This is a genomic window from Amycolatopsis sp. NPDC058986 (assembly GCF_042741125.1).
Taxonomy (GTDB): Bacteria; Actinomycetota; Actinomycetes; order Mycobacteriales; family Pseudonocardiaceae; genus Amycolatopsis.
This window is the reverse complement of sequence record NZ_JBHYJW010000048.1, coordinates 33,110-60,064: the sequence shown is the minus strand read 5'-3', so window position 1 is coordinate 60,064 and position 26,955 is coordinate 33,110. Positions and strand designations below refer to the sequence as shown.

Annotated in this window: 26 protein-coding genes; 4 read left to right on the top strand and 22 right to left on the bottom strand. The window is 70.1% G+C overall.

Annotation, left to right across the window (positions count from 1 at the left end; all coding sequences use genetic code 11):
- Nucleotides 1–166 precede the first annotated feature (166 nt).
- The gene (locus ACFW0G_RS33230; protein WP_378329416.1) at nucleotides 167–1,351 is read left to right on the top strand and encodes a DUF222 domain-containing protein; all 1,185 of its coding nucleotides are present in this window, start codon (nucleotides 167–169) and stop codon (nucleotides 1,349–1,351) included.
- Between the two features lie 142 nt (nucleotides 1,352–1,493).
- Here ACFW0G_RS33230 and ACFW0G_RS33225 read toward each other — a convergent pair whose 3' ends face one another.
- From ACFW0G_RS33225 to ACFW0G_RS33170, 12 genes are all read right to left on the bottom strand, one after another.
- On the bottom strand, nucleotides 1,494–2,399 hold the full coding sequence (locus ACFW0G_RS33225) for a serine hydrolase (protein WP_378329415.1): 906 nt from the start codon (nucleotides 2,397–2,399) through the stop codon (nucleotides 1,494–1,496).
- 78 nt (nucleotides 2,400–2,477) lie between these two features.
- On the bottom strand, nucleotides 2,478–3,974 hold the full coding sequence (locus tag ACFW0G_RS33220) for an amidohydrolase family protein (RefSeq protein WP_378329414.1): 1,497 nt from the start codon (nucleotides 3,972–3,974) through the stop codon (nucleotides 2,478–2,480).
- Complete coding sequence (locus ACFW0G_RS33215; protein WP_378329413.1) at nucleotides 3,971–4,108, bottom strand: hypothetical protein; 138 nt, start codon at nucleotides 4,106–4,108, stop codon at nucleotides 3,971–3,973. Before ACFW0G_RS33215 ends, ACFW0G_RS33220 begins: the two co-directional genes overlap by 4 nt.
- Nucleotides 4,105–6,072 carry a dipeptide ABC transporter ATP-binding protein gene (locus tag ACFW0G_RS33210; protein WP_378329412.1) on the bottom strand — a complete coding sequence of 656 codons (1,968 nt, stop codon included), beginning with the start codon at nucleotides 6,070–6,072 and terminating at the stop codon, nucleotides 4,105–4,107. The genes ACFW0G_RS33215 and ACFW0G_RS33210 overlap by 4 nt, the downstream gene beginning before the upstream one ends.
- Nucleotides 6,069–6,911 carry an ABC transporter permease gene (locus ACFW0G_RS33205; RefSeq protein WP_378329411.1) on the bottom strand — a complete coding sequence of 281 codons (843 nt, stop codon included), beginning with the start codon at nucleotides 6,909–6,911 and terminating at the stop codon, nucleotides 6,069–6,071. The genes ACFW0G_RS33210 and ACFW0G_RS33205 overlap by 4 nt, the downstream gene beginning before the upstream one ends.
- Nucleotides 6,908–7,864 carry an ABC transporter permease gene (locus tag ACFW0G_RS33200; protein WP_378329410.1) on the bottom strand — a complete coding sequence of 319 codons (957 nt, stop codon included), beginning with the start codon at nucleotides 7,862–7,864 and terminating at the stop codon, nucleotides 6,908–6,910. Before ACFW0G_RS33200 ends, ACFW0G_RS33205 begins: the two co-directional genes overlap by 4 nt.
- A 13-nt stretch (nucleotides 7,865–7,877) precedes the next feature.
- Nucleotides 7,878–9,488, bottom strand: coding sequence for an ABC transporter substrate-binding protein (locus ACFW0G_RS33195; RefSeq protein ID WP_378329409.1), 1,611 nt, complete (start codon nucleotides 9,486–9,488; stop codon nucleotides 7,878–7,880).
- Between the two features lie 167 nt (nucleotides 9,489–9,655).
- Nucleotides 9,656–11,287, bottom strand: a complete 1,632-nt coding sequence (locus ACFW0G_RS33190; RefSeq protein WP_378329408.1) for a PucR family transcriptional regulator — start codon at nucleotides 11,285–11,287, stop codon at nucleotides 9,656–9,658.
- Nucleotides 11,288–11,290: 3 nt separating this feature from the next.
- Nucleotides 11,291–11,950 (bottom strand): TetR/AcrR family transcriptional regulator, encoded by a 660-nt coding sequence (locus ACFW0G_RS33185; RefSeq protein WP_378329407.1) that lies wholly within the window; start codon nucleotides 11,948–11,950, stop codon nucleotides 11,291–11,293.
- 156 nt (nucleotides 11,951–12,106) lie between these two features.
- Nucleotides 12,107–13,345 (bottom strand): MFS transporter, encoded by a 1,239-nt coding sequence (locus ACFW0G_RS33180; protein WP_378329406.1) that lies wholly within the window; start codon nucleotides 13,343–13,345, stop codon nucleotides 12,107–12,109.
- Nucleotides 13,342–14,457, bottom strand: a complete 1,116-nt coding sequence (locus ACFW0G_RS33175) for a PLP-dependent cysteine synthase family protein (RefSeq protein ID WP_378329405.1) — start codon at nucleotides 14,455–14,457, stop codon at nucleotides 13,342–13,344. Before ACFW0G_RS33175 ends, ACFW0G_RS33180 begins: the two co-directional genes overlap by 4 nt.
- 131 nt (nucleotides 14,458–14,588) lie before the next feature.
- A complete protein-coding gene (locus ACFW0G_RS33170) occupies nucleotides 14,589–14,978 on the bottom strand; it encodes a hypothetical protein (RefSeq protein ID WP_378329404.1) in 390 nt (129 codons plus the stop codon).
- Between the two features lie 89 nt (nucleotides 14,979–15,067).
- Here ACFW0G_RS33170 and ACFW0G_RS33165 point away from each other — a divergent pair, with 89 nt between their 5' ends.
- Nucleotides 15,068–15,886 carry a class I SAM-dependent methyltransferase gene (locus tag ACFW0G_RS33165; RefSeq protein ID WP_378329403.1) on the top strand — a complete coding sequence of 273 codons (819 nt, stop codon included), beginning with the start codon at nucleotides 15,068–15,070 and terminating at the stop codon, nucleotides 15,884–15,886.
- Nucleotides 15,887–15,901: 15 nt separating this feature from the next.
- On the opposite strand, the gene ACFW0G_RS33160 is transcribed toward ACFW0G_RS33165, so the two are convergent.
- Nucleotides 15,902–16,597: an SDR family NAD(P)-dependent oxidoreductase gene (locus tag ACFW0G_RS33160; RefSeq protein ID WP_378329402.1), complete on the bottom strand. Its 696-nt coding sequence runs from the start codon at nucleotides 16,595–16,597 to the stop codon at nucleotides 15,902–15,904.
- A 105-nt stretch (nucleotides 16,598–16,702) separates the two neighbouring features.
- Here ACFW0G_RS33160 and ACFW0G_RS33155 point away from each other — a divergent pair, with 105 nt between their 5' ends.
- Nucleotides 16,703–17,302 (top strand): TetR/AcrR family transcriptional regulator, encoded by a 600-nt coding sequence (locus ACFW0G_RS33155; protein ID WP_378329401.1) that lies wholly within the window; start codon nucleotides 16,703–16,705, stop codon nucleotides 17,300–17,302.
- A 9-nt stretch (nucleotides 17,303–17,311) separates the two neighbouring features.
- Here the strand turns inward: ACFW0G_RS33155 and ACFW0G_RS33150 are convergent, their stop codons facing one another.
- The 9 genes from ACFW0G_RS33150 to ACFW0G_RS33110 are packed head-to-tail and all read right to left on the bottom strand — an operon-like array spanning nucleotide 17,312 to nucleotide 26,216.
- Nucleotides 17,312–18,004 (bottom strand): hypothetical protein, encoded by a 693-nt coding sequence (locus tag ACFW0G_RS33150; RefSeq protein ID WP_378329400.1) that lies wholly within the window; start codon nucleotides 18,002–18,004, stop codon nucleotides 17,312–17,314.
- Nucleotides 18,004–19,194, bottom strand: a complete 1,191-nt coding sequence (locus ACFW0G_RS33145) for an MlaD family protein (protein ID WP_378329399.1) — start codon at nucleotides 19,192–19,194, stop codon at nucleotides 18,004–18,006. The genes ACFW0G_RS33150 and ACFW0G_RS33145 overlap by 1 nt, the downstream gene beginning before the upstream one ends.
- Nucleotides 19,191–20,249 carry an MCE family protein gene (locus tag ACFW0G_RS33140; RefSeq protein WP_378329398.1) on the bottom strand — a complete coding sequence of 353 codons (1,059 nt, stop codon included), beginning with the start codon at nucleotides 20,247–20,249 and terminating at the stop codon, nucleotides 19,191–19,193. Before ACFW0G_RS33140 ends, ACFW0G_RS33145 begins: the two co-directional genes overlap by 4 nt.
- Nucleotides 20,249–21,331, bottom strand: a complete 1,083-nt coding sequence (locus ACFW0G_RS33135) for an MCE family protein (protein WP_378329397.1) — start codon at nucleotides 21,329–21,331, stop codon at nucleotides 20,249–20,251. Before ACFW0G_RS33135 ends, ACFW0G_RS33140 begins: the two co-directional genes overlap by 1 nt.
- Nucleotides 21,328–22,320, bottom strand: coding sequence for an MCE family protein (locus ACFW0G_RS33130; protein WP_378329396.1), 993 nt, complete (start codon nucleotides 22,318–22,320; stop codon nucleotides 21,328–21,330). Before ACFW0G_RS33130 ends, ACFW0G_RS33135 begins: the two co-directional genes overlap by 4 nt.
- The gene (locus ACFW0G_RS33125; protein ID WP_378329395.1) at nucleotides 22,317–23,330 is read right to left on the bottom strand and encodes an MCE family protein; all 1,014 of its coding nucleotides are present in this window, start codon (nucleotides 23,328–23,330) and stop codon (nucleotides 22,317–22,319) included. The genes ACFW0G_RS33130 and ACFW0G_RS33125 overlap by 4 nt, the downstream gene beginning before the upstream one ends.
- Nucleotides 23,327–24,559, bottom strand: a complete 1,233-nt coding sequence (locus ACFW0G_RS33120; RefSeq protein WP_378329394.1) for an MCE family protein — start codon at nucleotides 24,557–24,559, stop codon at nucleotides 23,327–23,329. Before ACFW0G_RS33120 ends, ACFW0G_RS33125 begins: the two co-directional genes overlap by 4 nt.
- The gene (locus ACFW0G_RS33115; RefSeq protein WP_378329393.1) at nucleotides 24,556–25,419 is read right to left on the bottom strand and encodes an MlaE family ABC transporter permease; all 864 of its coding nucleotides are present in this window, start codon (nucleotides 25,417–25,419) and stop codon (nucleotides 24,556–24,558) included. Before ACFW0G_RS33115 ends, ACFW0G_RS33120 begins: the two co-directional genes overlap by 4 nt.
- Nucleotides 25,419–26,216, bottom strand: a complete 798-nt coding sequence (locus ACFW0G_RS33110) for an MlaE family ABC transporter permease (RefSeq protein ID WP_378329392.1) — start codon at nucleotides 26,214–26,216, stop codon at nucleotides 25,419–25,421. The genes ACFW0G_RS33115 and ACFW0G_RS33110 overlap by 1 nt, the downstream gene beginning before the upstream one ends.
- Nucleotides 26,217–26,315: 99 nt before the next feature.
- Between ACFW0G_RS33110 and ACFW0G_RS33105 the strand changes: the two genes are divergently transcribed.
- Nucleotides 26,316–26,930: a TetR/AcrR family transcriptional regulator gene (locus tag ACFW0G_RS33105; RefSeq protein WP_378329391.1), complete on the top strand. Its 615-nt coding sequence runs from the start codon at nucleotides 26,316–26,318 to the stop codon at nucleotides 26,928–26,930.
- Nucleotides 26,931–26,955: the final 25 nt, after the last annotated feature.

Below are 26,955 nucleotides of genomic sequence, written 5' to 3'. Positions count from 1 at the left end.
TTCGCGGCGACAGGTAAGCAGAATGCCGGTTCATGTTGTCTCGGAACGCTCAATTGCCTTATGTGTCAACGTATTCCGGTTGCTTCTATCTCTTGTGGACAGTGTCGGTCAAGTTCGCTCGTGTGAGTGATGTGCTCGCACGCGTGTTCGAGGTACTGTCGAATGCGTGTCCAATTCCGCTGTTTCCCAGTCCCCGCTCGACGCCGCCGGCGCCGGTGCGGCTTTGTCCGAGTATTGCGGTATAGGAAAGGAGATGTGCCGGTCGCAGGCGCGCCAGTTACGTGCGCTGGAGCGGTATTCCGAGTGTGTCGGGTCGCGAAGATCGGCCACCGCGGAGCTCGCGCTCGCTGCTGGTCTCACTGTGCGGCAGGCAGAGCGGAAGCTGTCTCTCGCCGAGGCGTTGGTGCGTCGCCTGCCGTGCACGTTGGCGGCGATGGAGGAGGGTGAGCTCGATGAGCTGAAGGCGTCGAAGGTGGCCGAGGCGACGACGGCGCTGTCGGATGAGTCGGCGCGGCGGGTGGACGAGATCATCGTGCACCGGCTGGCCGGGAAGAACTCCAGTACGCTGCGGCGGTCGGTGAACGGGGTCGTCCTGACCGTGGACCCTGACGGATACGAGCGTCGCGCCCGTGCCCGGCGACGGACCCGGCAGGTGCGGCTGCACCACGAGGACGAGACCATGAGCAGCCTCACCGCGAAGCTGCCGGTCGAGCAGGCCAGTGCGATCTATTCCTCAGTCGATCGTGCCGCCCGGCAGTTGCGCCGTCTGCCGGGTGAGGAACGCACCACCGAGCAGTTACGCGCCGACGTGTTCGCCGAGCGGCTCTTGGCCGCCCGAGGCGGGGACGCGAGTGTGCGGGCGGATGTCCATGTCTATGTCGATCTGCTGACCTTGGCCGGGTTGAACAACGAGCCCGCCGAGGTGGCCGGATACGGGCCGGTCCCGGCGTGGCTGGCCCGGCAGATCGCCGCCGAGCCGTCGTCGGCCTGGAAACGGTTGATCACCGACCCCGACACCGGCCAGCTCCTGTCGGTCGGGCGCCACAAGTACCGGCCGCCGGCCGACCTGGACAGCTTCATCCGGGTTCGTGACCGCGAATGCGGCACGCCGGGCTGTCATCGTCCGGCCCAGTTCGCCGAACTCGACCACGTCGAGGACTGGCATGCCAAGAACGGCGAAACCAGCGTAGACAACCTCGGCGGCCGCTGCGGTTTCCACCACAAAGTCAAGAACGAACCCGGCTGGCATCACATCCCCCACGAGGACGGGAGCTATACGATCGTCACACCGACAGGACGCAGATTCGTCCATCGCCCGAAACCATTCCATGAACCCCGCACAGTCGCTTGACACCTGTCGGCCACGGGAACGACGGCGGCCACCAACGCAACCGGCATCCTTGCCGCATCCGCCAAGGCACAGCAGGCGAGTGGCTCTGCTCCATGGGCTGGAGGGCGTCATCGATCGACGGCGGTGCAGCGACGGCTGGACATCACGCGGACCCGTTGCCGCGCAACCATTCCACGGCCTTCGCCCCGGCGTAGCCGATGAACGCGTCACGAGCGGGAACCTGCGAACGCGCATCCACGGCACGGGTGAAGACCGCGACCGCGTAGCGGCCGCCACCGTCGAATTCGACCACGCCGACCTCGTTGCGGACCGTCGGCAGGGTACCGGTCTTGCCGGAGACGCGGACGTCGTCGCCAATGAACCCGGACCGCAGCCGATGAGGCCACACCTGCCCGCCCAGCCAGCGCCGGACGTCGGCGCAGGCCGCCGGCGACGCCGCCTCATCGCGCCAGATCATCGCGAGCAGCCGCGTCGTCTCCGCCGGTGTGGAACGGCAGGTTTGCGCGGGGTCCAGCGCGCGCAGGCACGAAAGCTGCTCGGCCGACAGGTCACTCAGCGCACGCTCGTCGTCCTCGTAGTCGATGCCGAGATCTTCGACGACAGTGTGCAGCAGCTCGGCACAGTTGGCGGGGACCGCTGTTCCCGGCAGCTGAAGCGCCGTGAGGAGTGTCTTCACCGACTTCTTGGTCACCTTGCCGAGCACGATGTCGGTGGCGACGTTGTCGCTGACGCTGATCATCAATCCGGCCAGCGCGTCCCAGGACAACGTCGTTTCGTGCGGAAACGTGGCGAGCCCGTACGGCGACGGAGGCCCTTCGCCCGGCCGCACGGTGACCTGCTCGGCGAGGTCGATCGCTCCCGCGGCAGCCTGCCGAGCCAGCTCCACCGCCACCGGCACCTTGAACACCGACGCGGTGACGACCGGATCCTCGGCGCCGATCCCCAGCTCGGGGCCGCCGCCGACGGACTGGGCGTGCAGCCAGACCCGTACGCCGACCCGCGCGGCCTCGGCCTGGATTTCGGCGATCGTGTCTTCCCGGGTACCCATGGTTCTCCTCACTGTCCCTCAGCGCTGTCCACTGCGGTGCTGTCGACTGCGGTGCTGTCCACTTCAGCGCCGCACACCTCAGCGCTGTCCACTTCGGATCGGCCGGCCCGCGGTGGAGGCGGTGTCGAGTTTCCCGTCGGCGATGACGAACTGCCCGCCGACCAGCAGGTGCCGGACTCCGGTGGAGGGCGCGACGACGAGGTAGTCGCCCTGCTCGGCGAACGTCCGCGGATCGAAGACGACGAGGTCGGCGTCGGCGCCCGGCTGGACGCGGGCCTTGCGGCGCATCGACGGCACGGCTTCCTCCAGGATCCGTGCCGGGACCAGCGTGCATCGGTGGACGGCTTCGGGCAGCGACAGCACACCCAGCTCGCGGACCAGCCAGCCGAAGGTCCGCCCGTAGCAGCCGGTGCTGCGCGGGTGGGTCAGCGACGCGTCCGGCACCGGCCAGTCGTGCAGCACCGGCGCACCGCCCGGTGCGACGAGGGGCGTGGCGTCGGAGGCGATCGCGGTGTCCGGGAACAGCAGCGACCGCAGCAGCAACTCCCGGTCCGCTTCGAGGGTTTCGTCGGCCCACTGGATCACCGCGGCGCCGCCGGGGTCGTTGGCTCGCAGCTCGGCCAGGCGTTCCGCGTCCGCGACGATCTCTCCGGTCGGGAGGTAGCGCAGCCGGTCCGGGGTGACGCCCATCCGTGGCAGTTTCTCCGGGGCGAGGAAGTCGGCGCCGATCACGGTCGAACCGGAGCCGTACGGATACGCCTCGGTGGTGACCTTGACGCCAGTGGCCTGCGCGCGGGCGATCGCTTCGGCGATCTCGTCGATCATCCGGTTCGACGTGCTGTTGATGTGGCACATGTGCATGTGTGCGCCTGTGCCCGCCGAAGCGGCGATGACCTCCAACGCTGCTTCCAACGACGTATGGGGTTCCAACGTCGAGATGTAGCGGGTGTGGGTGAAGGTCGGCGTGCCCAGGTCCTCGGCCCGGCGGGCGAGCGCGAAGTACTCGGCGGTGCCGGTTTCCGGTGCGTACCCGACGAGCACGCCGATCCCGATTCCGCCGCTGTCGACCTCGCCGGCGACGTGGTCGAGCAGCCGGTCCACGTCCCGTCCGCTCGCCGGCGCCTTCCACAGTGGACGGTCGTGGTTCGAGCCGAACATCGTCATCGGGTCGGCCAGCGGCGCGTCGTCGAACAGCATCATCCGCGACAGCAGCCACGAAGCCGAGAAGCCGTAGTTGACCGGCCGCCCGTCCTGTTCGGCGTCGGCGAGCGCGGCCGATACCGAAGCGGCGCCCGCCTCCAGTTCGAGTGCGGTGGTCACCCCGTCCATGGCCTGCAGCAGCAGCCCGGTCCTCGACTGCGCGTGGCTGTGCAGGTCGATGAACCCGGGAGCGAGCACCATCCCGGAGACGTCGATCGTCCGGCGCCCGGCCATTGGGGTGTCCGAAACCGCGGTGATCGTCCCGCCGGTGACGCCGACGTCGCGGACGCCGTCGAGGCCGGTCTCGGGGTCGATCACCCTGGCGCCGGTGAAAACGACGTCGCACGGCTGGCCGCCGTTCGCGGCGGCGCTCACGCGGCCGCCCCGACACGGGGCGTGGCGAAAGCACCGTTGAGGAAGTGGGAGGCCTTCCCGTCGTCCCCGACGATGCCCAGCTCGTTCGCCGCGGTCTCGGCCACCAGCGTCAATGCCGCGGTGTCGATGGTCATCCGTGAGCCTCCTTCACTGCGCGAGAGCACTGGTCGTCTTCGCAGCCTACGGCGTGTTCCCCGGGGCTCGACTGTGCCGAACTACGAACTCCGGCTGGTTTTTTCGGGCCTGGGAACGACTTCGGAAGCGAGCCGATCAGCTCGCGGGTGTAGGCGTGGACCGGCGTGTCGAGTACCCGCGCGGTCGGTCCGTGCTCGACGACGTCGCCGCGGTAGAGCACGAGGACGTCGTCGGTGATCTGCCGGGCCACCGCGAGGTCGTGGGTGATGAACAACAGGCTGGTCCCGGTCTGCCTCGTCAGTTCCCGCAGCAGGCCGAGGATCTGCGCCTGCACCGACACGTCGAGCGCGGCCACCGGTTCGTCGCAGACGATGAGCTTGGGCCGCACCGCCAGCGCCCGGGCGATGGCGACCCGCTGCCGCTGCCCGCCCGAAAGCGCGGCAGGCTTGCGTGCGGCGAACTCCTCGGGAAGCCCGACCGCGCGCAGCAGCTCCCGGACCTCGGCGGGCACGTCGGCCGGGACCTCTTCCCGTCGCCGGACGGCTTCGGCGAGCGTCGAACCGACGGACAGGGCCGGGTTGAGCGAGGAGTACGGGTCCTGGAAGACACATTGGACGGCGCGTCGCGCGGCGACCCGGTCGCGGCGGCCCAACCGCCGATAGGACGTGACGTCGACGCCCCCGAGTTCGATGATCCCCTCGGTCGGTTCGATCAGCCCGAGCAGGCAGCGAGCCAAGGTGGTCTTGCCGGAACCCGATTCGCCGAGTACGCCGAGACTGGAGCCGGCGCGCAGCGTGAGGTCGACCCCGTGCAGCACCTCGATTCCGTGCCGTTTGGATCGTCCGCTGTAGAACGATTTCCGCAGTCCCGTCACCTGCAGGACGGTCGCGCCGTCCGGTTGCCGGTCCGGTCCGTCCACTTCGGACTCAGCGACGGTCGCCGCCAGTTCGTCGGCGATGCGCGGAAAGGCGATACAGGCGGTGAACCGGCCGGGCGCGCGCTCGGTCAGCGCGGGCGCGTCGGCCGTGCAGTCCGGTTCGGCCCAGGAACAGCGGTCGGCGAACGGGCAGCGATCGGCGACGTCGTCGGCGTGCGGAACGGAACCGGGGATACCGGCCAGTTCACGGGTCCGGACGTGGGCCGAGGGCACCGAGCGCAGCAGCCCGGCGGTGTACGGGTGGGCGGGCGCCGCAGTGATCGTCGTGGCGGGCGAGCGTTCCACCAGCGAGCCCGCGTACATCACGAGGACGCGCTCGCTGACCGACATCGCAACGCGGAGATCATGCGTGATGAACACCAGCCCCATCCGCCGGGTGCGCTGGATTCCCTTCAGCAGCGCCAGGATCTCGCTCTGGGTGGTGACGTCGAGCGCGGTCGTCGGCTCGTCGGCGATCAGCAGCGCAGGATCCTTCGCCAGCGCGGCGGCGAGCGCGACCCGTTGCAGCATCCCGCCGGAGAGCTGGAACGGGTACTTCGCGGCCACCGCGGGGTCGGTGATCCCGACCTCGTCCAGCCTGCGCTGGATCTCGGCCCGCAACGTACGCTGGTTTCCGTGCACGGCAAGGCTTTCCGCGAGATGGGTGCCGATCGTGAGCACCGGGTTGAGCATGGTGAACGGGTCCTGCATGAGCAGGGCGAGCTCGCGGCCGCGCAGGCCGCGAAGAGTGCTCTCGTCCGCCCCGATCAGCTCGGTTCCCGACAGTTCGTTTCCTGACAACTCGGTTCCCGACAATTCGTTTCCCGACAACACTGCCGAGCCGTCCGCGCGGACCGACGGCGGCAGCAGCGAGATGAGCGCCTTCGCCGTCATCGACTTGCCGGAGCCGGATTCGCCGACGAGGCACACGGCTTCACCCGGCGCGACGTCGAAGCCGACCTCCCGCACCAGGGTGCGCGGTCCGCCGCCGGAATCGTGCGTGACCGTCAGATTCCGCACGCGCAGCAGCGTTTTGCCGCCGGTCATCGGGCCTCCCTGTGGGCGAGACGGTCGTAGAGCCCGTCGCCGAGCACCGTGACCGACGCCGCGGCCAGGGTGATCAGCGCGGCGGGCACGATCGTCGCGGCGGGGTTGAGGTCGAGGATGTCCTTGTTCTCCGCCAGCATCAGGCCCCAGTCCGGGGTGCCGGGCTGGACGCCGAGCCCGAGGAACGCCAGCGCCGACAGGGCGACGAGCGCGGTGACGAAGTCGAGGAGTCCGTTGGTCAGCACCGTCGGCAGCACGTTCGGCAGCAGATGACGGCCCATTACACGGCTTCGGCCGACGCCGAGTGTCACGGCGGCTTCCACGTAGGGCAGTCCTCGCTGGGCGAGGACCGCGCTGCGGACCATCCGGATGTCGGCGGGCGCGGTCAGTACGACGAGGACGCCGACCGTGACCGGGTACGAACCGCCGAGCACGCCCACCACCACGATCGCCACGAGCAGCGGCGGGACCGCGTAGATCAGGTCGATCGCGCGCATGACGAGCGCGTCGACCCAGCCGCCGGCGAACCCGGCGAGCAGGCCGACCGCCGTCGCGAGCACCACGGTGCAGGCGGCGACGATCAACGGGCCCGTCAGCGCGTGCCGGGTGCCGTCGAGGAGCCGCGAGAAGACGTCCCGGCCGAGGCCGTCGGTGCCGAGCCAGTGGTCCGCGCCGGGGCCGAGCGCGGCGTCGGCCAGGTGCTGCGCCCCGGGATCCTGCGGTGCCAGCCACGGCCCCAGTACGGCCGCGATCAGCAGCAGCCCCAGGATCATCGCGCTGGTCAAGGTCGACGCCGGGATCCGGTGGGCACCCACCATCGTGTTCGCCCCCGCGTTCATCGGACACCTCCGGCGTGCCGGACGCGGGGATCGAGGGCGAGGTAACACAGGTCCACGAGCAGGTTGACCACGATCACGACGGTCGCGGTGACCAGCGTCAGGCCCTGTACGACCGGAATGTCCTTGGTGCCGACGGAGGTGACCAGCAGTGAGCCGAGCCCGGGCAGGCCGAAGATGTTCTCCACGAGCACCGTGCCGGACAGGGAGTAGGCCAGGACCATCCCCGCCGAGGTCACCACCGGAAGCGCCGAATTCCGCAGCGCGTAGGTCCGCCAGATCCGGCTGCCCGGCAGGCCGCGTGAGCGGGCGAAGCTCACGAAGTCCTTGGCCATCACACCCATCGCGGCGGCGCGGGTCTGCCGGGTCACCACCGCGATCTGCGCGACTGCGAGGGTGACCGCGGGTAGCGTCAGATGCCACAGCCGGTCCAGGCCCGCGCCGCCCGCTCCGAAGATCGGGAACAGGCCGGTCGCCAGGCCCAGCACGTACAGCAGCACCAGGCCGACCACGAACACCGGCGCCCTCATGCCTGCCAGCGCGGCCAGCGTCACCGCGCGGTCGGTGGCCGAACCGGGCCGGGTCCCGGCGAGCATGCCGGCGGGCAGCCCGATCAGCAGCACCAGCACGAAGCTGACCAGTCCCAATTGGACAGTCACGCCGAGCCGCTGGCCCATGAGCGCCGTGACGGCCTCGTGCGACTGGATCGACCGGCCGAGATCGCCCCGCACCACCGCGCCGAGCCAGTCCCCGTACCGGGTCAGGAACGGCGCGTCCAGGTGGTATTCGGCGCGGATGCTCGCCAGCAGCTCCGGCGACGCCGGGCGGGTGCCGAGCAGCATCCGCACCGGGTCACCGGGGCTGAGCGCGAGCAGACTGTAGATGAGGAACGACACGATCACCAGCAGCAGGACGGTCGCGCCGAGCCTGCGGACGAGGAAGGTCAGCGCGTCCACGAGCGGCCCCCGGTCATTTCGCGGCCGCCCTGATCAGCGAAACCCAGTTACCCGTCAAGGAAATGTCGGTGCTGATGGGCGGGTCGAAGGTGAGCCGGTCCGCGATGGCGATCCCCGTCTTCGCTTCGAACAGCGGGACGTAGGGCAGCTGCTCGGCGGTGGCGCGCATGAGAGTCCCGAGCTGTTCGGCGCGCTGGTCGGTGCTCGCGGGTTCGGTCAGCTGGGTGAGGACCCGCTGGACGTCGTCGGGGAAGAAGTTCGCGGTGTTCAACCCGTTGGGACCGGCCGACTTCCTGCCGTACAGGACGCCCGCCATCTCACCCGCGTACGGCGTCCCACCGCTCGCACGGAGAATCTGCATGCCCAGGTTCTGATGCGCGTAGAGCTGCGCGACCCACTGCTGGTCCGGCAGCGCCTTGAGATTCAGCTTGATCCCGAGCGGTGCCAGGTTGGTCGCCAGGTTTTCCAGCGTCAGCTGGGCCCACGGCTGGCTGGTGGTGAACGGTACCTCGGCCGTGAATCCCTGCGGGTGGGCCGACTGGGCGAGCTCGGCACGGGCCTTGGCGAGGTCGAACACCTGCCAGGGAACCGACTTCGTGAGCTGATCGGCCTTCTCCCGTCCCAGGGTGGAAGTGAGCTGGACACCGGAGAACATGCTCGCCGCGAGCGTGGCCTTTCCGCCGAAGGCGGGCTGGAGCAGGCCCTGGCGGTCGACGGCCGCGGCGATCGCGCGCCGCACATGGACATCGTCGAAGGGCGGCTTGGTGATGTCGAACGACAGGTACATCGAGCCGGGTGACTGCGGGAACACCGTCGCCACACCGCGGGTCTGTTCCCACTGCCGGGCCCGCTGCACCGGGAAGTCGAAGGTGCCGTCCACCGCGCCGGACTGCATCGCCAGCCGCAGCGCGTCCGGGTCCGGGATGACCTTGATGTCCACTTCGGCCACCTTCGGCCGCTTGCCCCAGTAGCCGTCGTTCCGTCGCAAGAGGACACCGTCGGTGGAGAACGACGTGACCTGGTAGGCGCCGGTGCCCATGCCGGGTTTCTGCCCGGTGCCGAGATCCTTGCCCGCCGTCTGGACGTACGCCTTCTGCTGGACGAACCACACGATGGCGGGCACGTACTGGAACAACGCGTCCGGGCGGGAGAGCTTGACGGTGACCTCCGCCGGCCCGGTGACGTCCACGCTCTTCACCGCGGGCAGGTACAACGCGCTTTCGGCGCCACTCGCCGGATCGGCCTGCCGCGCGAGCGAGTACGCGACGTCCTCGGCGGTCATGGGCGTGCCGTTCCAGAACTTGACGTCGGTGCGCAGCTGGTAGACGTAGGTCAGTGGATCGGGGGAAGACCACGACTTGGCCAGGCCCGGCTGAAGCCGGCCTTCGGTGTCGAGGGTCAGCAAGGCGTCGAACGCCGCGACGATGGGCAACTCCGACCGCGTGTCGAGGGCGTGTGCGATGTCGAGCGAGCGCGGCGGGCCGCTCGCCGCCCACGTGATGAGCGGGACGTCGGCGTCGGTCGCGGCACGCGGTCCCGTGGCTCCGGTCGATCCTCCGGTACAGCCGGTCAGGAGCGCGGCGGCCATGACGATGGCGCCCAGCAAGGGAAATCTCGTCAGCATGGAGCGGTACCGCCTTCGCCTACGGGGCCAGCCTCATGAGGTGATCGGGAGCAGAGTAGGCAGGCGGTGACCCACGCCACTTCGTGAGAACGCACGAAAGCGGTCCGCTCCGGTCGTGGACTTCACCGAGTGGACAACCCACGGACCGGGCGGTGGTCAGGTGGCGTTCACCCGGCGGCGGGCACCTGCCGCAGCCGGTGCAGCCGCAGATCGATGAGCGCCTCGAAGCGGGCGTCGGGATCGGTGAGGTCGAGTCCGCTGATCTCGCACAGCCGGTTGAGCCGGTACCGGAAGGTGTTGGGGTGGATGTGCACCGCGGCGGACGCCTTCGCGATGTCGCCGAAGGCTTCGAGGTAGGCGGCGAGGGTGCCGGTGAAGTCCGAGCGGTGCTCGGCGTCGTAGGCCAGCAGGCTCGTGACCGCACCGGAGTCGTCGTGCTCGCCTTCGTCGTCGCGGTCCGAGATTTCGGCCAGGCGCAACAACAACAGGTCGAGACGCACCGACCGGACCGTGGCGCAGCGTTCGGCCCGGCCGGTCTCGCGCAGGACCCGGAGCACGACGTCGGCGTCGGCGCGCGAGCGGACGATGCCCTCCGGCGCGCAGGCCACCCGGCCGATGCCGACACGGAGCGCGACCCGGGTTCCCATGCGCTCCAGGAAGTCCTCCGCGACACGCAGCGCCATGACTTCGCCGTCGGACTTCCCGGACACCGGGAGCAGGCCGTAGACGACGTCGCCCAGTGTCGTCGCGGCGGCGGAGCGGTGCAGCGCGCTCAGGTGCAGCGCCAGCGCGTCGGCGACGCGCCGGATCTCCGCCGCCCGCTTGACGTCGTCGTCCGTGGTGTCGGCGAGTTCGAGGCCGAGGACGCACACCGGCTTGTCGCGCACTCCGAGCCGCCGGGCGGCCTCGGCGGGATCGCCGCTCCTGTCGAACAACCGGGCCACGAGTTCGGCGCGCAGCCGGGCGTCGACCGACGAGCCCGCGCGCTCGCGGAGCAGGTGCAGGGCGACGATCTTGGTGGCGTCGACGAAGGCCTGTTTGCGGTGTTCGGTCAGCGGTTCGGACACGACCGCCCACAGGAAGCCGAGCACCTCGTCACCGGCGCGGACCGCGATCGCCGTCCGCGGGAGCGCGCTGTCGGTGATCGCCGGGACGTACACCGGTTCCTTGCTGCGGTAGAGCTGATGGAAGATCCCCATCTCGGTCAGCGTGCGGGTGTGCCGTTCGGGAACCTGGCGGCCCAGCACGGTCTCGACACGGCCCTCGTCGGTGTTCTCCTGCCCGCTGGAGAACGCGAGCACCCGGGAGGAGCGGTCCTCGATGGTGACCGCCGCGTCCAGCAGCGCGCCCACCGCGTTGGCCAGCTGGAACAGGTCCCCGGTCGGATAGCCCGCGATCTCCTCGTCCGGGTCGCCGAACTCGGGGGGATCCAGCAGGGTACGCAGCAGGACGACGAGCTGCTCCCAGGACGCGGCCCGGCTCACTTCCAGGACGCAGACACCGCTTCGCAGCGCGGTTTCGCGGATGCCGTCGTCCAGCGGCGCCGGGGTCTTGAGCAGCAACGCCGCGCCCGCGCACCGCTCGAGCTGGGCCAGCAGCGAGGCGACCGTCGCGATGTCGGTGACCCCGACGCCGAGCAGGATCCCGCCCGGCGCGACGGTGACGCCGTCCGCCGGGTCGTAGATCGACACCGAGCTGACCCGCAGATCGGGTTCGGGCGGGCCGGCGACCACCTTCAACAGCGTGCTCCCGAGGTCGTCGACGACCCGGCCCAGGCTCGGTCGGTGCCCTTCGGTCACAGGTCATCGCCTCCTCGTCCGGACGCTCAGCGGGGCGAGGAGGGCGTCGAGGCCTTCCTCGAAGATCTCTTCCTGGGTGCGCATCGCGTCGTCGAGACCGGCGCCGAGCTTCCGGAGCGTCGGGTAGTCGTCCGCGGGGAGCTTCGCGAGCGAGGCACGGACCTCGTTCCAGTACACGAGGTTGTGGTCCCAGTCGTGCCGGGCGGGATAGCGGAACGCGCAGCCGACGACGAAACGCTGGATCACCGCCAGCAGGCCGACCGCGCCGGGAATGTCCATTCCGGACTCGAGCAGGGCGGCGTAGAGCCGTTCGCTCACCCGGAGCTGGCCGCGCGCCGGCATGTTGCCGGTGTCGACCAGATGCAGCCCGGGATACCGCAGCAGCAGCGCGAAATGCGCCCGCACGATCTCCCTGACCGCCTCGACCGGTGGCGTGCCGGGGGGCGGCAGCGGCAGCCCGGCCATCAGCTCGTCGACGAGCGCGAGGAGCAGATCCTCCTTGGCGTGGAAGTGCCGGTACAACGACATCGCGTTGACGTCGAGGACGTTCGCGACCGACCGCATGGTGACGCCGTCGAGCCCGTCCCGGCCGAGCACCTCGACGGCCGCCGCGACGATCTTGTCCCGGCTGAGGGTCCCCCGAGGGGTGCGCTGCCCGGCCACCGCGCTCCTCCCGATCGGCACTTCGCTGTGTGCCGCGTCACGCTAGCATACAACGTAAGCTACGAGGTAGAACCAGATTCCGGCCGTGAAGGACTCCTTACCGGCACTGGGCGCCGGTAAGGAGTCCTTCACGGCACTGAAGGCGACCGGCCCCGGCTACGAAACAGGTGCCAGGACGCGCCGACGGTCCAATGTGTACAGTCCCGCGCCGCAGACCACGCCGAGTGACACGAGCCCGGCCCACGGCAGCCATGGGTACCCTGCCGCGCGGGCGAGGTCGAAAACGCTGCCGGTGAACAGGTTCCCGAGCAGGATGCCGACGCCGACGATCGTGTTGTAGAAGCCGTAGTGCGTGGCCACCAGGCGTTCTCCCGCGAGGCCGACGATGGTGTCCATCTCGAACGGGAAGATCGCCGCCGTGCCGAGCGCGAGCAGCGCGGCGGTCAGCAGCAACGCGGCCGCCGCGCCCGCCTGCCCACCGGGGCCGGTGCGGTCGGTGGCCACCAGCGGGGGCAGGAACGCGATCGCGAGCAGCGCCATGCCGATGACCAGGCAGCGGCCGGGTGCCCAGCGCCGCCGGAACCACGCGGTGACGCGCAGCTGCCCGGCGATCGCGACCGCGCCGGACACCACGAACAGCGCGGTCACGAGAGCCGTGCCCGAACCCGCGATCGCCTTGGCCTGCAAGGGAAGCGCGAGGTAGACCTGGAACGTCAGGACATTCGAGCCGACCATCACCAGCGCGAAGACCACGAAGGGGCGGTTGGCCAGCACGGTCCGCCAGTCGTGCAGGACCGAGCGGCGTTCCTCGGCCGGGTCACGGGTGGCGCGGGCGGGTAGCGCGCGGAGCTGGAGGACGGTCAGTGCGGCGAACACGGCGGCCGCGGCGAGGCAGGTCAGCCGGAAGTCGAACGCGGTCAGCGCCAGGCCGACGAGCGGGCCGAGCAGGATCCCGCCCTGGTAGAACACGTTGAACAACGCGAAGGCCTCGACACGGCGCGAACCCGCGTCGGCGGCGAGATACGCGCGGACGGCCGGGTTGAACAACGCACCGGCGAACCCGGTGGCGGCCGACGCGACGATCAGCGCCGGGAGCGTGTCCACCAAGCCCAGCAGGGCGAACCCGCCAGTGCGCAGCACACAGCCCGCGACGATCAGCGGTTTGTAGCCGAACCGGTCGGCCAGCGTGCCGCCGACCAGGAACATGCCCTGCTGTGAGAAGTTGCGGACCCCCAGCACCAGCCCGATCGCCCAGCCCGCGAGGCCGAGGGGGCCCGCGAGATACCCGGCGAGGTAGGGCATGAGCATGTAGAAGCCGACGTTGATGGTGAACTGGTTGACCATCAGCAGCCTGCTCGGGCGGTCGAACGAGCGGAATTCGGTGAGCAGCTTCATCGGGCCGCCCCGGCCGGGTCGGTGACGTCGGCGCAGCGCGTCCACCGGGTGACTTCGCGTTCGTCGCAGTGCTCGATCGTTTCGGGATGCTCGGCGGGTTCGACGTCGAGAAGGCCGTGCGTCGCGCAGTACGCGTCGTTGTAGACGGTGTCGAAGTAGCGGTGCGGGCCGTCAGGGAACACGGCGGCGATCCGGACGTGCTGGTCCTCGGTCCGGGCCAGCCAGCCCGCGACCAGCGCGACGGAGCCGACACTCCAGCCGCCGGTGGCGTGATGCGTGGCCGCGAGCCTGCGGCACGTCGCGACGGCTTCGCCGGGTGCGACCCAGTGGACCTCGTCGAAGGCGGAGTAGTCGACGTTGCGCGGGAAGATGCTCGAACCCAGGCCCCGCATCAGGCGTGTGCGGGCGGGCTGGCCGAAGATCGTCGAGCCGATCGTGTCGACGCCGACCAGCCGCAGGTGCGGGTTGAACTCCTTGAGCACCCGCACGATTCCGGCGGAATGGCCGCCGGTCCCGACCGAGCAGACGAGGACGTCGACGCGGCCGAGCTGCGCCAGCAGTTCCATCGCCAGCGACGCGTAGGCCTCGACGTTGTCGGGATTGTGGTACTGGTCCGGGCTCCACGAGCCGGGATGCGCGGCCAGCGCCTCCCGCACCCGGTCGCGGCGGGCCTGCTGCCAGCCACCGGTCTGGTGGGGTTCGGCGACGACGTCGACCTCGGTGCCGTGCGCGACCAGCAAGCGCCGCACGATCGGCTCCATCCCGGGGTCGGTGATCAGCGTGACCGGATGCCGGTACACGATGCCCGCCAGCGCGAGGCCGAGCCCGAGCGTGCCACTGGTGGATTCGACGATACGCGCGCCGGGAGCGAGATCGCCGCGCTCCCTGGCCTTCCGGACCATGTGCAGTGCGGGACGGTCCTTCATGCCGCCGGGGTTGTGGCCTTCGAGTTTCGCCCAGAAACCGCGGCCGCCGGGGGCGAGGGGTTCGCCGATCCACAGCACCGGGGTGTTGCCGACGGCGGTGGCGGGGGAGTGGCAGCTGACGGCGCTGGTGAGCAGCCGCGCGGGGGAGGACGGCGCCGCGACGGGCGCGGAAATGACGCTGTTCATGGCGTTGGCTTTCTCGGTATCGCGTGCCGGAGCACGAAGGGCAGGGAGTCGCGGAGCCCGTTTCCGGCATGACTCGGCCCACCCCACGGCGGACGTGGGGGAAGGGCGGGCGGGAAACGGGTGCGGCTCGCTCAGGTCCGCGCGATACAGAGGTCGAGCAGCAGGGACCGGCCGGGGCGGCTCCGGAATGGACATCGCCGCCGGGTGGAAACCCGGGAAAGGGGTGGGCGCAACACGGCTTCCGCCGGCAGCACGGCGGGAACGGCGGCCAGCGCGCCGCCGTCGTCGGCGCGTGGGGGCGCGCACAGGACGTCGGTGTGGTCGTGGGCGTGCCGGTCGTGCTCGTCGTGGCAGTCACCCGGATGCTCGGTACCGGCCACGGCGGCTACGGCGGACGCCGGGCCCGATTCGCTCAAGCAGCACAGGGAGACGTGGAGCCCGAGGTAGCCGAGCAGCACCAGGAACGCCGCCGTGATCACGAGACCACGGCTTCGCGTCGGGGCTGCCGGTCGCATCCTCATCGTGATCGAATACTACCAGCGGAATCCACGCGCACACGGACAGTCGCCATCTGGTGGGTTACGCGCCGATGAGGTCAAAATGGACGGCGATGAGCGCGATCGAGGCATGGGCGTCGGCACTGGCGGAGTGGGCGATCCCGCCGGAAATCCTGGCCAGGGCCGCCGAGACGCCCTGGGTACTGCCTCGCGAGGTGTTCCGCCGCCGTGCGCGCGAACAGCTCGCCGCACCGATCGGCGCGACGTACCGGGAAGCCCTCGCGGCACTGGCGGAACCGGGGACGGTACTGGACGTCGGCGCCGCCGCGGGAGCGACGAGCCTGCCGCTGGCCGCGACGGGCCAGGTCTCCGCGATCACCGCCGTGGACGGTGATGCCGCCCTGCTGGAGGAGTTCACGCGCAACGCCGGCGACCTCGGGGTGCCCGTCACGGTGGTGCCCGGTCACTGGCCCGAGGTCGCGCCGCGTACCGGGATCGCCGACGTCGTCGTCTGCGGCAACGTCCTCTACAACGTGCCCGACCTCGAACCGTTCGTGACCGCGTTGGCCGGTCACGCGCGCCGCCGGGTGGTCGCCGAGCTGGCGGCCCGGCATCCGCTCACCGAACTGAATCCACTGTGGACACACTTCCACGGGATCGCCCGCCCCGAAGGCCCCGCCGCCGAAGACTGCGTCGCGGCCTTGCGCGAACTCGGCGTCGAGCCCGAGGTGAGCCGCTGGCGCCGCCCGCCCGAGCCGGAACACGCGAAGTTCCCCGAACTCGTCGAGGTGACCCGGCGACGGCTCTGCCTGCCGCTCTCGGCCTCGGACGAGGTCCGGCAGGTGCTGCTCGACCTCGGCCACCGCCCGGACGTCCCGCCCGATCTCGGGTCGTCCGGACGTGAGCTGGTCACGCTCGCCTGGGACGCGTGAGCCCGCTCGGGTGCCTCACCACGGGACGGACTCGCCGTGGCGGTCCAGGAACTGCAGGCCGAGTGCGCCTGCCTGCGCTTCGAGGACGTCGGCGACGGCCGGGATGCTCTCCTCGGGGGTCAGCGGCGCGTCGGGCCCGCCGAGTCGCGTCTTGTTGTGGCCGGGGTCGATGAGCAGCTTGGTCTGCCCGTCGCCGGCGTAGCGGGTGGCGTAGCTGCGCATCAGCTGGTTGAGCGCGGCCTTGCTGGCCTTGTACAGCTCGTAGCCGTCCTCGGCGTTCTGCGAGATGCTGCCCTGCTCCGAGGACATGACCGCGACGGTTCCGCTGGGCACGACGAGGTCGCGAAGGGCCTCGAGCACACGCAGCGGGCTCAGCGCGTTGGTGATCATCACCTCGGTGAACATGTCGGTCGGGACCTCGCTGATCGGGAGGTCGCCCCGGTCGATCGCGCCGTTGACGAAGAGCAGGTCGAACCGGTGGCCGGACAGCCGCTCGCGCAGCGCGGCCAGCTGCCCGGCGCTGGTCATCTCCAGCGATTCGACCGTCAGCCTGCCGTTCGACGCGTCGGCGTCCGCTTGCAGCTCGCCGCCGCTGGTGCGCGTGGTGGCGGTGACCTGCCAGCCGCGCTGGGCGAGTTCGTTGACGAGGACGAGCCCCAGGCCTCGCGAGGCGCCGATGACGAGAGCTTGACGGGGGGACGTGGTGGACACAGGTGCTCCTTCGTGCGGAAACTCTGTTTAGACGAGACGTTGCGTCTAGACAGTAGCACGCCGCCACGCCGGGTCACGACTCCGCCGCCGGGTATGGTGATCCGCATGCCCGAGGTGAACTCCCAGCCGCGCCGGACGCGTTCCGGCAACCGGCGCGACGAGGCCGCGCGTCAGGCTGTGCTGCACGCCGCGGACGATCTGCTCGTCGAGAACGGCTTCGGCGGGCTGACCGTCGAATCGATCGCACGTCGCGCCGGCGTCGCCAAGCAGACGATCTATCGCTGGTGGCCCTCGAAGGTCGAGATCCTCCTCGACACGCTCATCGAGGACAGCGAAAAGCGGTTCCCCGTCCCGGTGGACAAGCCCACCGCGGAAAGCATTCGCGGCTACCTGCGGAGCTACGCGCGATTCCTCACCCGCGACCCCGCGGGCAAGGTCCTGCTCGCGCTCATCGCCGAGGCGCAGCACAATCCCGTGACCGCCAAAAGCTTCCACGAGCGTTATCTCGGTCCACGCCGTGACCGGGAACGCGACCTGCTCGCGCGCGCGGCCGACGACGGCGAGATCTCGCCCGAACTCGGCCTCGACGCCGCGCTCGACGCGCTGGTCGGCCCGATCGTCTACTGTGCACTGACCGGGTCGGGCATTCCGCGTGGTCTGGTGAGCACCCTGGTCGAGAACCTGCTCAAGCCCCGGCCCGCCTGACGACCCGGGTCAGACCATCCTGATGTCGTCGAGGCGCCACTGCCCGTCCTGCTTGAGCACCGTCAGCTGCATCCGGTTGCGTTCGACGCGGGGCTGGGGGCTGTTGGTGTTGGTGATCGTCTGATCGACGGCGAGCAGCAGCACCGCGCGGCCGGTGCTCGCGTCGACGACGCCGGACTGCACGAGCTTGCTCTGCGACACCGCCTTGTACTGGGTCAGCACCCCGGTCAGGTTGCTCGTGATCGTCTGGTACTGCTGGGAAAACCCGGGGGTCGAGTTCGCGGCGACGGTCTTGAAGTTCTGGTCGATCTTCGTGTAGTCGTAGGTCGTCAAATCCAGCGCGAACTTCCCGGCGGCCGTGGTCGCGTCGGCTCGCGCCGTCTCCAGTTCCCCGTGCCGGTACCACTGCCAGCCGGTGAACGCGGCGGCCGCCACGAGCAGGACGATGACCACGCCGAGCACTATCCTTTTCGGACTCAATGCCGTGTGTAGCCGCTTGCGCCGGGACGGTTTGTGGTCGGATTCCTCTTGCACCACAGGAGCATCCGGCTCTGCTTCTTCGGGTACGGCGTCCTCCGGCTTCGCTTCGTCGGACACGACGTCGGCAGGTTCGCGTGGCTTCGGTGACGGAACAGGGCGGGGCGGCGTCTTCGTACCCGCCACGGTCACGCGGCGTTTGATCGTCTTCGTCGAACTCTTCATCAGCGTGCTCCTTGCAGATACAGCGAGGGCCAGGAAGCCGTGCCGGGCGGTGGTTCCCGCGGCGGACTCCCGGGAGCGGCCACCGGCGCGGGTGTGCCGGGCGGACGGGGAGCGTTCGCGGCGCCACGGACGCCGAGGCCGCCGGTCTGCCCGCCGGTGCAGTGGAAGTCGAGCGCGGGATCGCGTGGTGTGGTGTCGGTCGGGGGGCGTCGTTCGGCGGGGTAGTAGCAGATTCCGCCCTGTGCCAGCACGAGCGTCATCGCGGCGTGGTCGCCCCGGCCCGCCTTGGCGAGATCGCCGAGTCCCTTCGGGACGTCGGTGAGCATGCCTGCCAGCGCGGGGGTGCGGACCGCGATCACGTCCGAAGCGGACACCAGATTCGCCAGCAGGACCGGCAGTCCCGGCGCGTTGGCCTGCACCAGCGGGATGACCTGCTCGACGAGTCCGGGTGCCTTGTCGAGCAGCGGAGCGGCCTGGGGTTCGAGATCGCGCAGCTCCCGTGTCATCCGGCTCAGTGAGTCGACCAGTTTCGGCAGCCGCGCCGAGGTGCCCTCGCCGAGGAAGTCCTTGGCGTCGCCCAGCAACGTCGTGACGGACGGCCGCATGCGGTTCAGTGCCTCGATGATCTCGCTGCCCTTGCCGGTTAGGTTCTCCAGCTGCGGCGCGGTGCCGTCGAGCCCGGCGGACAGTTCGTCGGCGATCGTGGACACGTCGTCGAGGTTGACGCTGTCGGTCACCTTCATGAGGTTCACCAGCACCGTCTGCAGCGGCACCGGCGCGGATGTCTGTCCGGAATGGATGGTCGAGCCGTCGGTGAGGTAGGGCGGGGAATCGGTGCCGGGCCGCAGATCGAGGTGCTTGAGTGCGACGGCGGTGTCCTGCGCGATGACGACTTCGGCGCTCGCCGGGATCTTCAACGCCCCGTCCACGCTGAGGACCGCGTCGACGCCCTGCCCGTCGGCTCGCAGCCGCACCGCATCGACGGACCCGGCACGTACACCGTGATAGGTGACCGGTGCGCCAGGGGAGATGCCGCCCGCGTCGGGGAGTTCGACGGTGACGTGGGTGGCGGCGCGGAACTCGGCAGGGCCGACCGCGGTGACGGCGAGGTAGATCGTGCAGAAGGCGCCGATCGCCACGAACACCAGCAACTGCACCAGGGGAAGGCGACGGCTGAAACGCGTCCTCATCGCGTTCCTCCCAGCAGCAGCTGTCCGAGACCACCGGGCAGCGGGATGGCCGGGGCGCCGTCCGGCGGAGGCGCGCTGACGATCGGGCTGAACAGCGAGATCAGCGATTTGGGCACGTCGAGGGTGAGGTTCAGGTCGAGGTAGTCGCCGGGGATCGCCTTGCCCGCCAAGGCGGTCACGGATTTGAGCGTGCCCAGCGTGGCACCGAGACTGCCGCTGAACCCGCTGAGCCGGTCGAGGACCGGTCCGAGGTCGCGCGCGATGCCGCCGAGCGTGTCCTTGGTCCGCCCGAGGGTTTCGTCGGCGGACTTCGCGAGCGGCGGCAGGCTCGCCAGCATCGCGGTCAGCGAGTCCTGCTGGCTGCGCAGCAGGTTCACCGCGGGTGTGATGCGGGCGAACGCGGTGTCCAGGAGTTCCTTGTTGTCCGAAGCCACCTTGCTGAGCCGGTTCAGCGAGTCCAGCGTGCGCTTGAAGTCCGCGGTGCGATTGTCCAAAGTGGTCAGGATCGTGGTGGACCTGGCCAGCAGGTCGCGGATCTTGTCCTCGCGCCCGCCGAGGATCGTGTTCAGCTCGGTGATGATCGTGCGTGCCTGGTCGAGTCCGCTGTTGTTCAGCACAGTGCCGAGCACCGCGAGGGTGTTCTCGATGTCCGGGCCGCGCGCGGTGTCGGCGACGGGGATGACTGCGCCCGCGGCCAGGATGTCCGGCCCGGGTTTCGGCGGCGGCTGAAGGTCGACGTACTGATCGCCCAGCGCGGTGCTCAGCTTCAGCTCGGCACGGGTGCCTTTCGGCAACCGGACGTCGTCGCGGAGCCGCAGCACCACGTGGGCCTGGAAGTTCTCCGACCTCGCGGACACGACCCGGCCGACCGCCGTCGGCCCGAGCTTCACCTGCCCGCCGATCGGCAGCCCGGACACGTCGCCGAACACGGCGGTCAGCTCGTACGACGGCCCGTCGACGTCCCGGCCGACGTCGAGGTTCTGCAGGCTGACCCCGCAGCCCGCCAGGAGCGTCGCGGTCAGCGCGAAGCCGAGCCCGGCCTGGAGACGGCGCATCACTTACCTCCCGGCGCGGGCGCGGGCAGGCCGAGCGGATCGGGCACGGAGGGCGGGAAGGCGATCGGGTTGATCAGCCCGGCGCCCGAGCACAGCGGGATCGGGAACTTCTCGCACAGCTGCCGTCCCGCCGCGAACTGGCTGAGGTTGGTGGACACGTCCAGCCGGACGCGCAGCCGGTCGTCGGGCGAGATCGCCTTGCTCAGGTTCTGGCCCGCCAACGGCAGCGTGTCAAGGATTTCCGCCAGTTCTCCCTGCCGTTTCGCGATGTCCCCGGCGACGGTCCCGAGCTGGGAGACGTCCTTGGTGAGCGTGGTTCCGTGCTCCTTCAGCAGTTTCGCGACGTCGTCGAGCACCACCGACAGGTTCTGGATCATGCCGGTGATGGTTCCCTGCTGCTTGCCGAACTCGTCGGCGGCGACGCGGACCGAGCCGGTCACCCGGTCCACTGTGGCCTTGTTCTTGTCCAAAGTGGAGACAAGGGTGCCGAGCGTGGTCAGCAGGGCCTCGACGTCGGGAAGCTGCCCGGCGAGGAACCCGCTGGCCTGGCTCACGCCGGTGACGGCGCCGCGGAAGTCCTTGCCGTGCCCGCTCAGCAGCTTCGCCGCCGAGTCCAGCAGCTCGCCGATCGGGGCGCCGGACTTCCCGTCCCCCGGCGCGAACGTGGCGAGCAGCCGGTTCAGCGAGTTCATCAGGTCGTCCCATTTCACCGGTGCGTGACTGCGCCCGAGCGGGATGACGCCGCCGTCGGGGAGCGTTTCGCCGCCGGTGTAGGCCGGGGTCAGCTCGACGTACTGGTCGCTGATCACCGCCGGCGAGAAGACCCACGCCTGCGCCGCGGCGGGAACCTTCGTCCCGGCGGGCAGGGAGAGGGTGACGCGCACCCCGGTGCCGTGCGGGTCGACGGCGGTCACCTCGCCGATCGGCACGCCGAGGATGGCGGTCTTGCTGCCGGGATGGATGCCCTCGGCCTGCGCGAATTCGGCGACCACCGTGGTCTTCGGCTCGGGCCGCAGGTACAGGATCGCCCCGGCCACCAGCAGACCGGCGACGCACAGCAGGGCCACGAGACGAGTGGTCATCGGCATCCCTTCACGAGTCCGGCCAGGCACAGCAGGTTGTCGGGGAGCGGGCCCGCCGGGCCGGTGACGTCGAGCCAGGGACCGTTGCCGCTCGCGTTGGCGAGGTAGCGCCCGGTGGGGGCGAGCATCGTGACCACACGGTCGAGTTCGGCCCGGTGCGCGGTCAGTCCACTCACGACGGTGTCGAGCCGTTGCAGCATCGGGCCGATCAGCGGCCGGTTGGTGTCCACAATGGACCTGATGCGGGCGGCGATGTCCGCCACCTCGGCGATGAGCGTGTTCAGGGTGTTCTTGCGCTGCACGAGCGCGCTGGTGACCAGATCGGTGTCGCCGAGCAGCTTGACGAGGCTGTCCTGCTGGCTCACCAGGCTCCCGGTCACCTGCTGGGCCCCCTTGAGCAGCGCCTGCAGTTGTTCGCGGTACTTGTCGAACACGGCGGTCGCGGTCCCGACGCCTTGCAGTGCCTGGGCCGCCAGCTTCGCGTCGGGGGCGTTGTCCTGCAACGTGGTGATCATCCGGTGCAGCCCGGCGAGGTCGAGCTGCTGGGTGGTGCTCGCCGCGTTGCGGCCGAGATCGTCGAGCGAATACGGCACCGACGTCCTGGCGAGCGGGATCGTGCCGCCACCCGCGAGCCGCCCGGTGCCGCCGGGATGGACGTCGAGATACCGCTTTCCGAGGATGGTCTGGATCTTGACCCCGGCGGTGGTGGCCTCGCCGAGCGGCTGCCCGCCGTCGAGCCGGAAGGCCACGCGCACCCGGTCACCGGCGAGGGTGATCGCGCGGACCCGCCCGGCCGGGACGCCGGCGACGAAGACCTGGTCGTCCGGCCGGAGCCCGGCGGCGTTGGCGAGTTCGGCGGTGTAATCGGTGGTGCGGGTGTAGAACACGACCTGCGGCAGGCCGATCGCGAGCGCGGCCAGCAGCGCGAGCACGAGCGTCCCGGCCGGCGCGAGCTTGAGCGGGTCGCGTTCGCGGAACGGCCGCCTCATCGGCACACCTCCGAATGCGGTCCGGCGCCGAGGTCGACCGTGAGCCCGCCGATCTTGATGCCGAGGGTGCAGAAGTAGACGTTCGTCCAGCTGCCGTAGCTGTGCATGGCGTCGACCTTGCCGAGCAGGTCCGGCAGGTCCTTCAACGCTTCGGTGATCGGTTTTTCGTTCCGCACCAAGCCGTGTGCGACCTCGGTCAGTGACGCGAGATCGTGGTTCACCGACGGCTGGACCTGCCGCACCAGATCGGCGACGGTCCCCGCGAGCCGGGTTCCGCCCTCGAGCGCGTCCATGATGAGCTGCCGGTTCCCGGCGAGCCCGTCGGCCAGCACGCCGAGCCCGGCGATGAGGTCCTTGAAGTCCTGCGCGTGCCCGATCACGCTGTCCAGCACCGGCCGGAGATTCGCCAGCACCTCGCCGATCAGCTTGTCCTGCCCGGAAAACGTGGTGGTCAGTGAGACCACTTTGGACAGCAGCGCGTTGATCGTCGGGCCCTCGCCCTGGAACACCGCGACGATCTCCTTCGCCAGCTGGTTGACGTCGTCCGGTCGCAGCACGTCGAAGATCGGCTTGAACCCGTTGAACAGCACGGTGAGATCGAGGGCGGGTTTGGTGCGGGACAACGGGATCGTCGCTCCCGGCGCGAGCGGGCCGACGGCACCGCCGCCCGGCGAGAGGGCGACGTAACGTGCGCCGAGAAGGTCGGCGTACCGGATCACGGCGGTGGTGTCCGCGGGGAGTTTCTGGTCGTCGGTCACTTCGAACGACACCGAAGCCGTGCCGTCGCGCAGGCTGACGGCGTTCACCTTGCCGACACGGACACCGGCGACACGCACTTCGCTGCCAGGCTTGACGCCGAGCGCGTCGGCGAACACCGCGGTGAACCCGGTCGTCGGCCTGCCGAACGGCCGGTGCAGCGTGTTGGCCACGAGCGCGGTGCACAGCAGGCAGAGCGCGGCGAACACACCGAACTTGACCAGGGGCGGGAACACCGCACGGAACGTCCTCACGGCAGCTTCACCTCGCTGCCTCGCAGGATCGGGCCCGCCAGCAGGGAAAGCACGCCCTGGCGGATGCTCTGGCGCAGATCGGGCAGCTCGGGCGCGCCGGGGAGGCGGCTCGCGAACTTCTCCAGCGCGGCGGCTTCCTGCGCGCTGCCGACCGGCCCGGACGAGCCGCCGAACGTCGGCGGCTCGGGCGGGGGAGCGGGTTTCGGTGCGGCAACACAGTTCGGGCCGGTGATCGAGCCGTAGCGCGGGCAGTCGGCGCCGGTGTAGGGGGTGTTCCGGTCGAGGGTGACGTCGAGGTTCACCGGCAGCCGCCCGGTGCGCAGTGTCCCCTGCAGTCCATTGAGGAGCGTGCCGAAGCTGTCGTAGAGGCCGCTGAGCCCGTTCGCGTTGTCCGCCGTGACATCGAGGATCCGGCCGCCGTTGCCGACGAGGTGGATGAGCCGGTCCTTGTTGTCGCCGAGGATTTGCCTGGCCTGGTCGGACAGCGTCAGCCCGCCGCTGAGCAGGGCTTCGAGCTGACCGCGCCGGTTCACCAGATCCTGGCTCAGCGCGGTGGCGTCCTTGAGCGCTTGCACGCCCTGCGGTGCGACGGCGGTGAGCTGGCCCGAGAGGTCGGCGAGGAAGCCGAGCGTGTCGCCGAACGTGGTCAGTAGCGCCGGTGCGCTGTCGGTGAGGTCGTGGACCTGGTCGATCATCCGGCCGAGCCGCTCGCCGTGTCCGGAAAGCGCCTTGCTCACCGCGGACAGCGCGGCGTCGATCTTGGCGGGCCGGACCTTGGTCAGGACGTCGAAAAGGCGTTTGTACGCCGTGTACAGCTCGATGGTCTCGCCGGAGGTGTCCGCGGGGATCGGCGTGGACACGTCCAGGCGCGCGCCGGTCGATTGTGCGGGCGGGACGAGGTCGACGTACTGGTCGCCGAACAGCGTCCGCGGCAGCACCCGGCTGCGCACCCCGGCGGGGATGTTCGTCAGCTGCTCCGGTGCCATGCGCAGGCCGAGCCGCGTGCGCCGCGCGTCGCTGTGCACGGATTCGACGGTGCCGACCACGACCCCGCGATACTCCACAGTGGACCGTTCGGCGACGCCGACGCTCTGCGGCGGGATGTCGGAGGTCAGCTCCGGGTCGCCGCTCAGCGCGCCGCTGCCGTACGCGACGACCGTGACGATCAGCGCGACACTCGCGGCGAACGCCAGGATTCCGCGCAGTACCAACGTGGTGTGGCGGCTCATCGAGCCACCCCCATCCCGGGCAGCTCCGGATAGACACCCCAGAGCGCGAACGTCACCAGGATGTCCGCGATCATGATCAGCACGATGCTGGTGCGCAGCGCCCGCCCCGCCGCCTTGCCGACGCCTTCCGGTCCGCCGGTGGCGGTGTAGCCGTAGTAGCAGTGGACCATCGTCACGATCATCGCCAGGACGAGGGCTTTGACCAGCGAGAGCACGATGTCCTGCGGCGGCAGGACGAGGTGGAAGTAGTAGTCGTAGGTCCCGCCGGACTGGCCGTTCGCGGTCACCACGATGAGCCGGGTCGCCACGTACGAGCCGAACAGTCCGACCAGGTAGAGCGGGATGACGGCGAAGAACGCGGCGATCATCCGCGTGGTCACCAGGAACCGCAGCGAGCGGATGGACATCGCGTCGAGCGCGTCGATCTCCTCGGCGATCCGCATCGCGCCGAGCTGCGCGGTGAACCCGGTGCCGACCTTGGCGGCCAGCGCGATCCCGGCCACCACGGGAGCCAGTTCGCGGGTGTTCACCAGTCCCGACATCGCCCCGGACAGTGGTGAAAGCCCGACGAGATCCAGGCCGCGGAAGCCCTCCAGCCCGATCTGGGACCCGGTCACGAAGCTCATCGCGAAGACCACGCCGATGCTCCCGCCCCCGGCGAGCAGCGTGGCCGAGCCGAAACTGATCTGCGCGATCAGCCGCAGGATGTGCCGCCAGTGCTTCACCAGCGCGTACGGGATGTCGGTGATGACCCGGAGGTAGAAAGTGAACTGCGTCCCGGCTTCGGCGAAGCCGCGCAGGCTCCGGCGCAGCCGGGGACGGAGGCGCTGGGTGAGCGAGCCGATGACGGGGACGGCCATCAGAAACCTCCGTCCGGCGGCACGGTGAGCGCGTACAACTCGCCGATCCCGACGTTCGCGAAGAACACGAGCAGGAACGCCAGCACGACGGCTTCGTTGACCGCGTTGCCGACGCCGTCGGGGCCGCCCTTCGCGGTGATGCCCTTGAAACAGGCGACGGACGCGGCGAGCAACGCGAACACCGCCGACTTGAGCTGCGAGACCAGGAAGTCCGACAGATGGGCGAAATCGGTGAGGGTGCCGAGGAAACTCCCGGCGGGCACCCCCTGCGCCACGACCTGGAACAGGAAGCTCGCGGTGATCCCGACGGCCATCACGAGGCTGTCCATCAGCATCGTGACGACCACCGCCGCGACGATCCGCGGCAGCACCAGCCGCTCCAGCACCGACAGGCCCATGACCTCCAGCGCGTCGGTCTCCTCGCGGATCGTGCGGGCGCCGAGGTCCGCGCACATCGCCGAACCGCCGACCCCGGCGATCATCAGGGCGCAGACCAGGGGAGCGGCCTGGCCGACGACGAGCAGGCCGACGACCGCGCCGCTGTAGCTCTGCGCGCCGATCTGCCCGGTCAGCGCGCCGACCTGCGCGGCCACCACCACGCCGAACGGGATCATCACCAGGATCGCCGGGACCGCGGTGACCCCGGCCAGGAACCACATCTGCTCCAGCGCCTCGCGCCAGGCGAACCGGCGCCGGGACAGGGTCCGCCAGCCCGCGACCGCGGTGTCGGCGGCGAATCCGAACAGCACCCCGACCTCGGCCACCGATCCCGATCGCCCGCGTCCGGCTGCCGTCATGAGGCCCCCTTGCCTTCGGTCAGCTACCTACTGTGCAGTAAGAACGAGCGTTACGCAACGCTGGTTACGCAACATTCGTTACGTAAGTAGACTGCGGGGGTGGCACGCAGGACCCGAGACCCCGAATGCCGCCGCCGGCTCACCGCCGGGGCGTGGCGGCTGGTCGCCCGGCACGGCGTCGAAGCGACGACCGTGCGCGCGATCGCGGCCGAGGCCGGTGTTTCGACCGGCTCGGTCACCCACTACTTCGAGGACAAGGCCGAGCTGATGTCCTCGGTCCTGCGCTACAACAACAGGCTGGCCACCGAGCAGGTGCTGGCCGCGGTGAGCGACGCGACCGGGCTGGAGGCGGTGCGCCGCGGCGTCGAGGCACTGCTCCCGCTCGACGAGGCCCGGCTCCGGACGTGGACGGTCTGGCTCGCCTTCTGGGGCGACCGCGCCGCGCACGAGCTGACCGCCAAAGAGGGCGGCGGGGCGGGGTACGGCGCGTTGACCGGGTGGCTGACCCAGGTCTTCGCCGACGCCGTCGCCGCCGGTGAACTGCCGTCCACTGTGGACCCGCGGCACGAGACCGACCGGATGCTGGTGCTGCTCGGCGGGCTCGGCCTGCTCACCGGCGGATCACCCGCCCTGCTCGGCCAGGTCGCGCGGCTTTCCCGGCGGATGCTGGCCGACCATCTGGCCCAGCTGTCGCCCGCTTACGTGGCCGGGTGAGCCCGGAGCCGACCTCGGGGGGCGG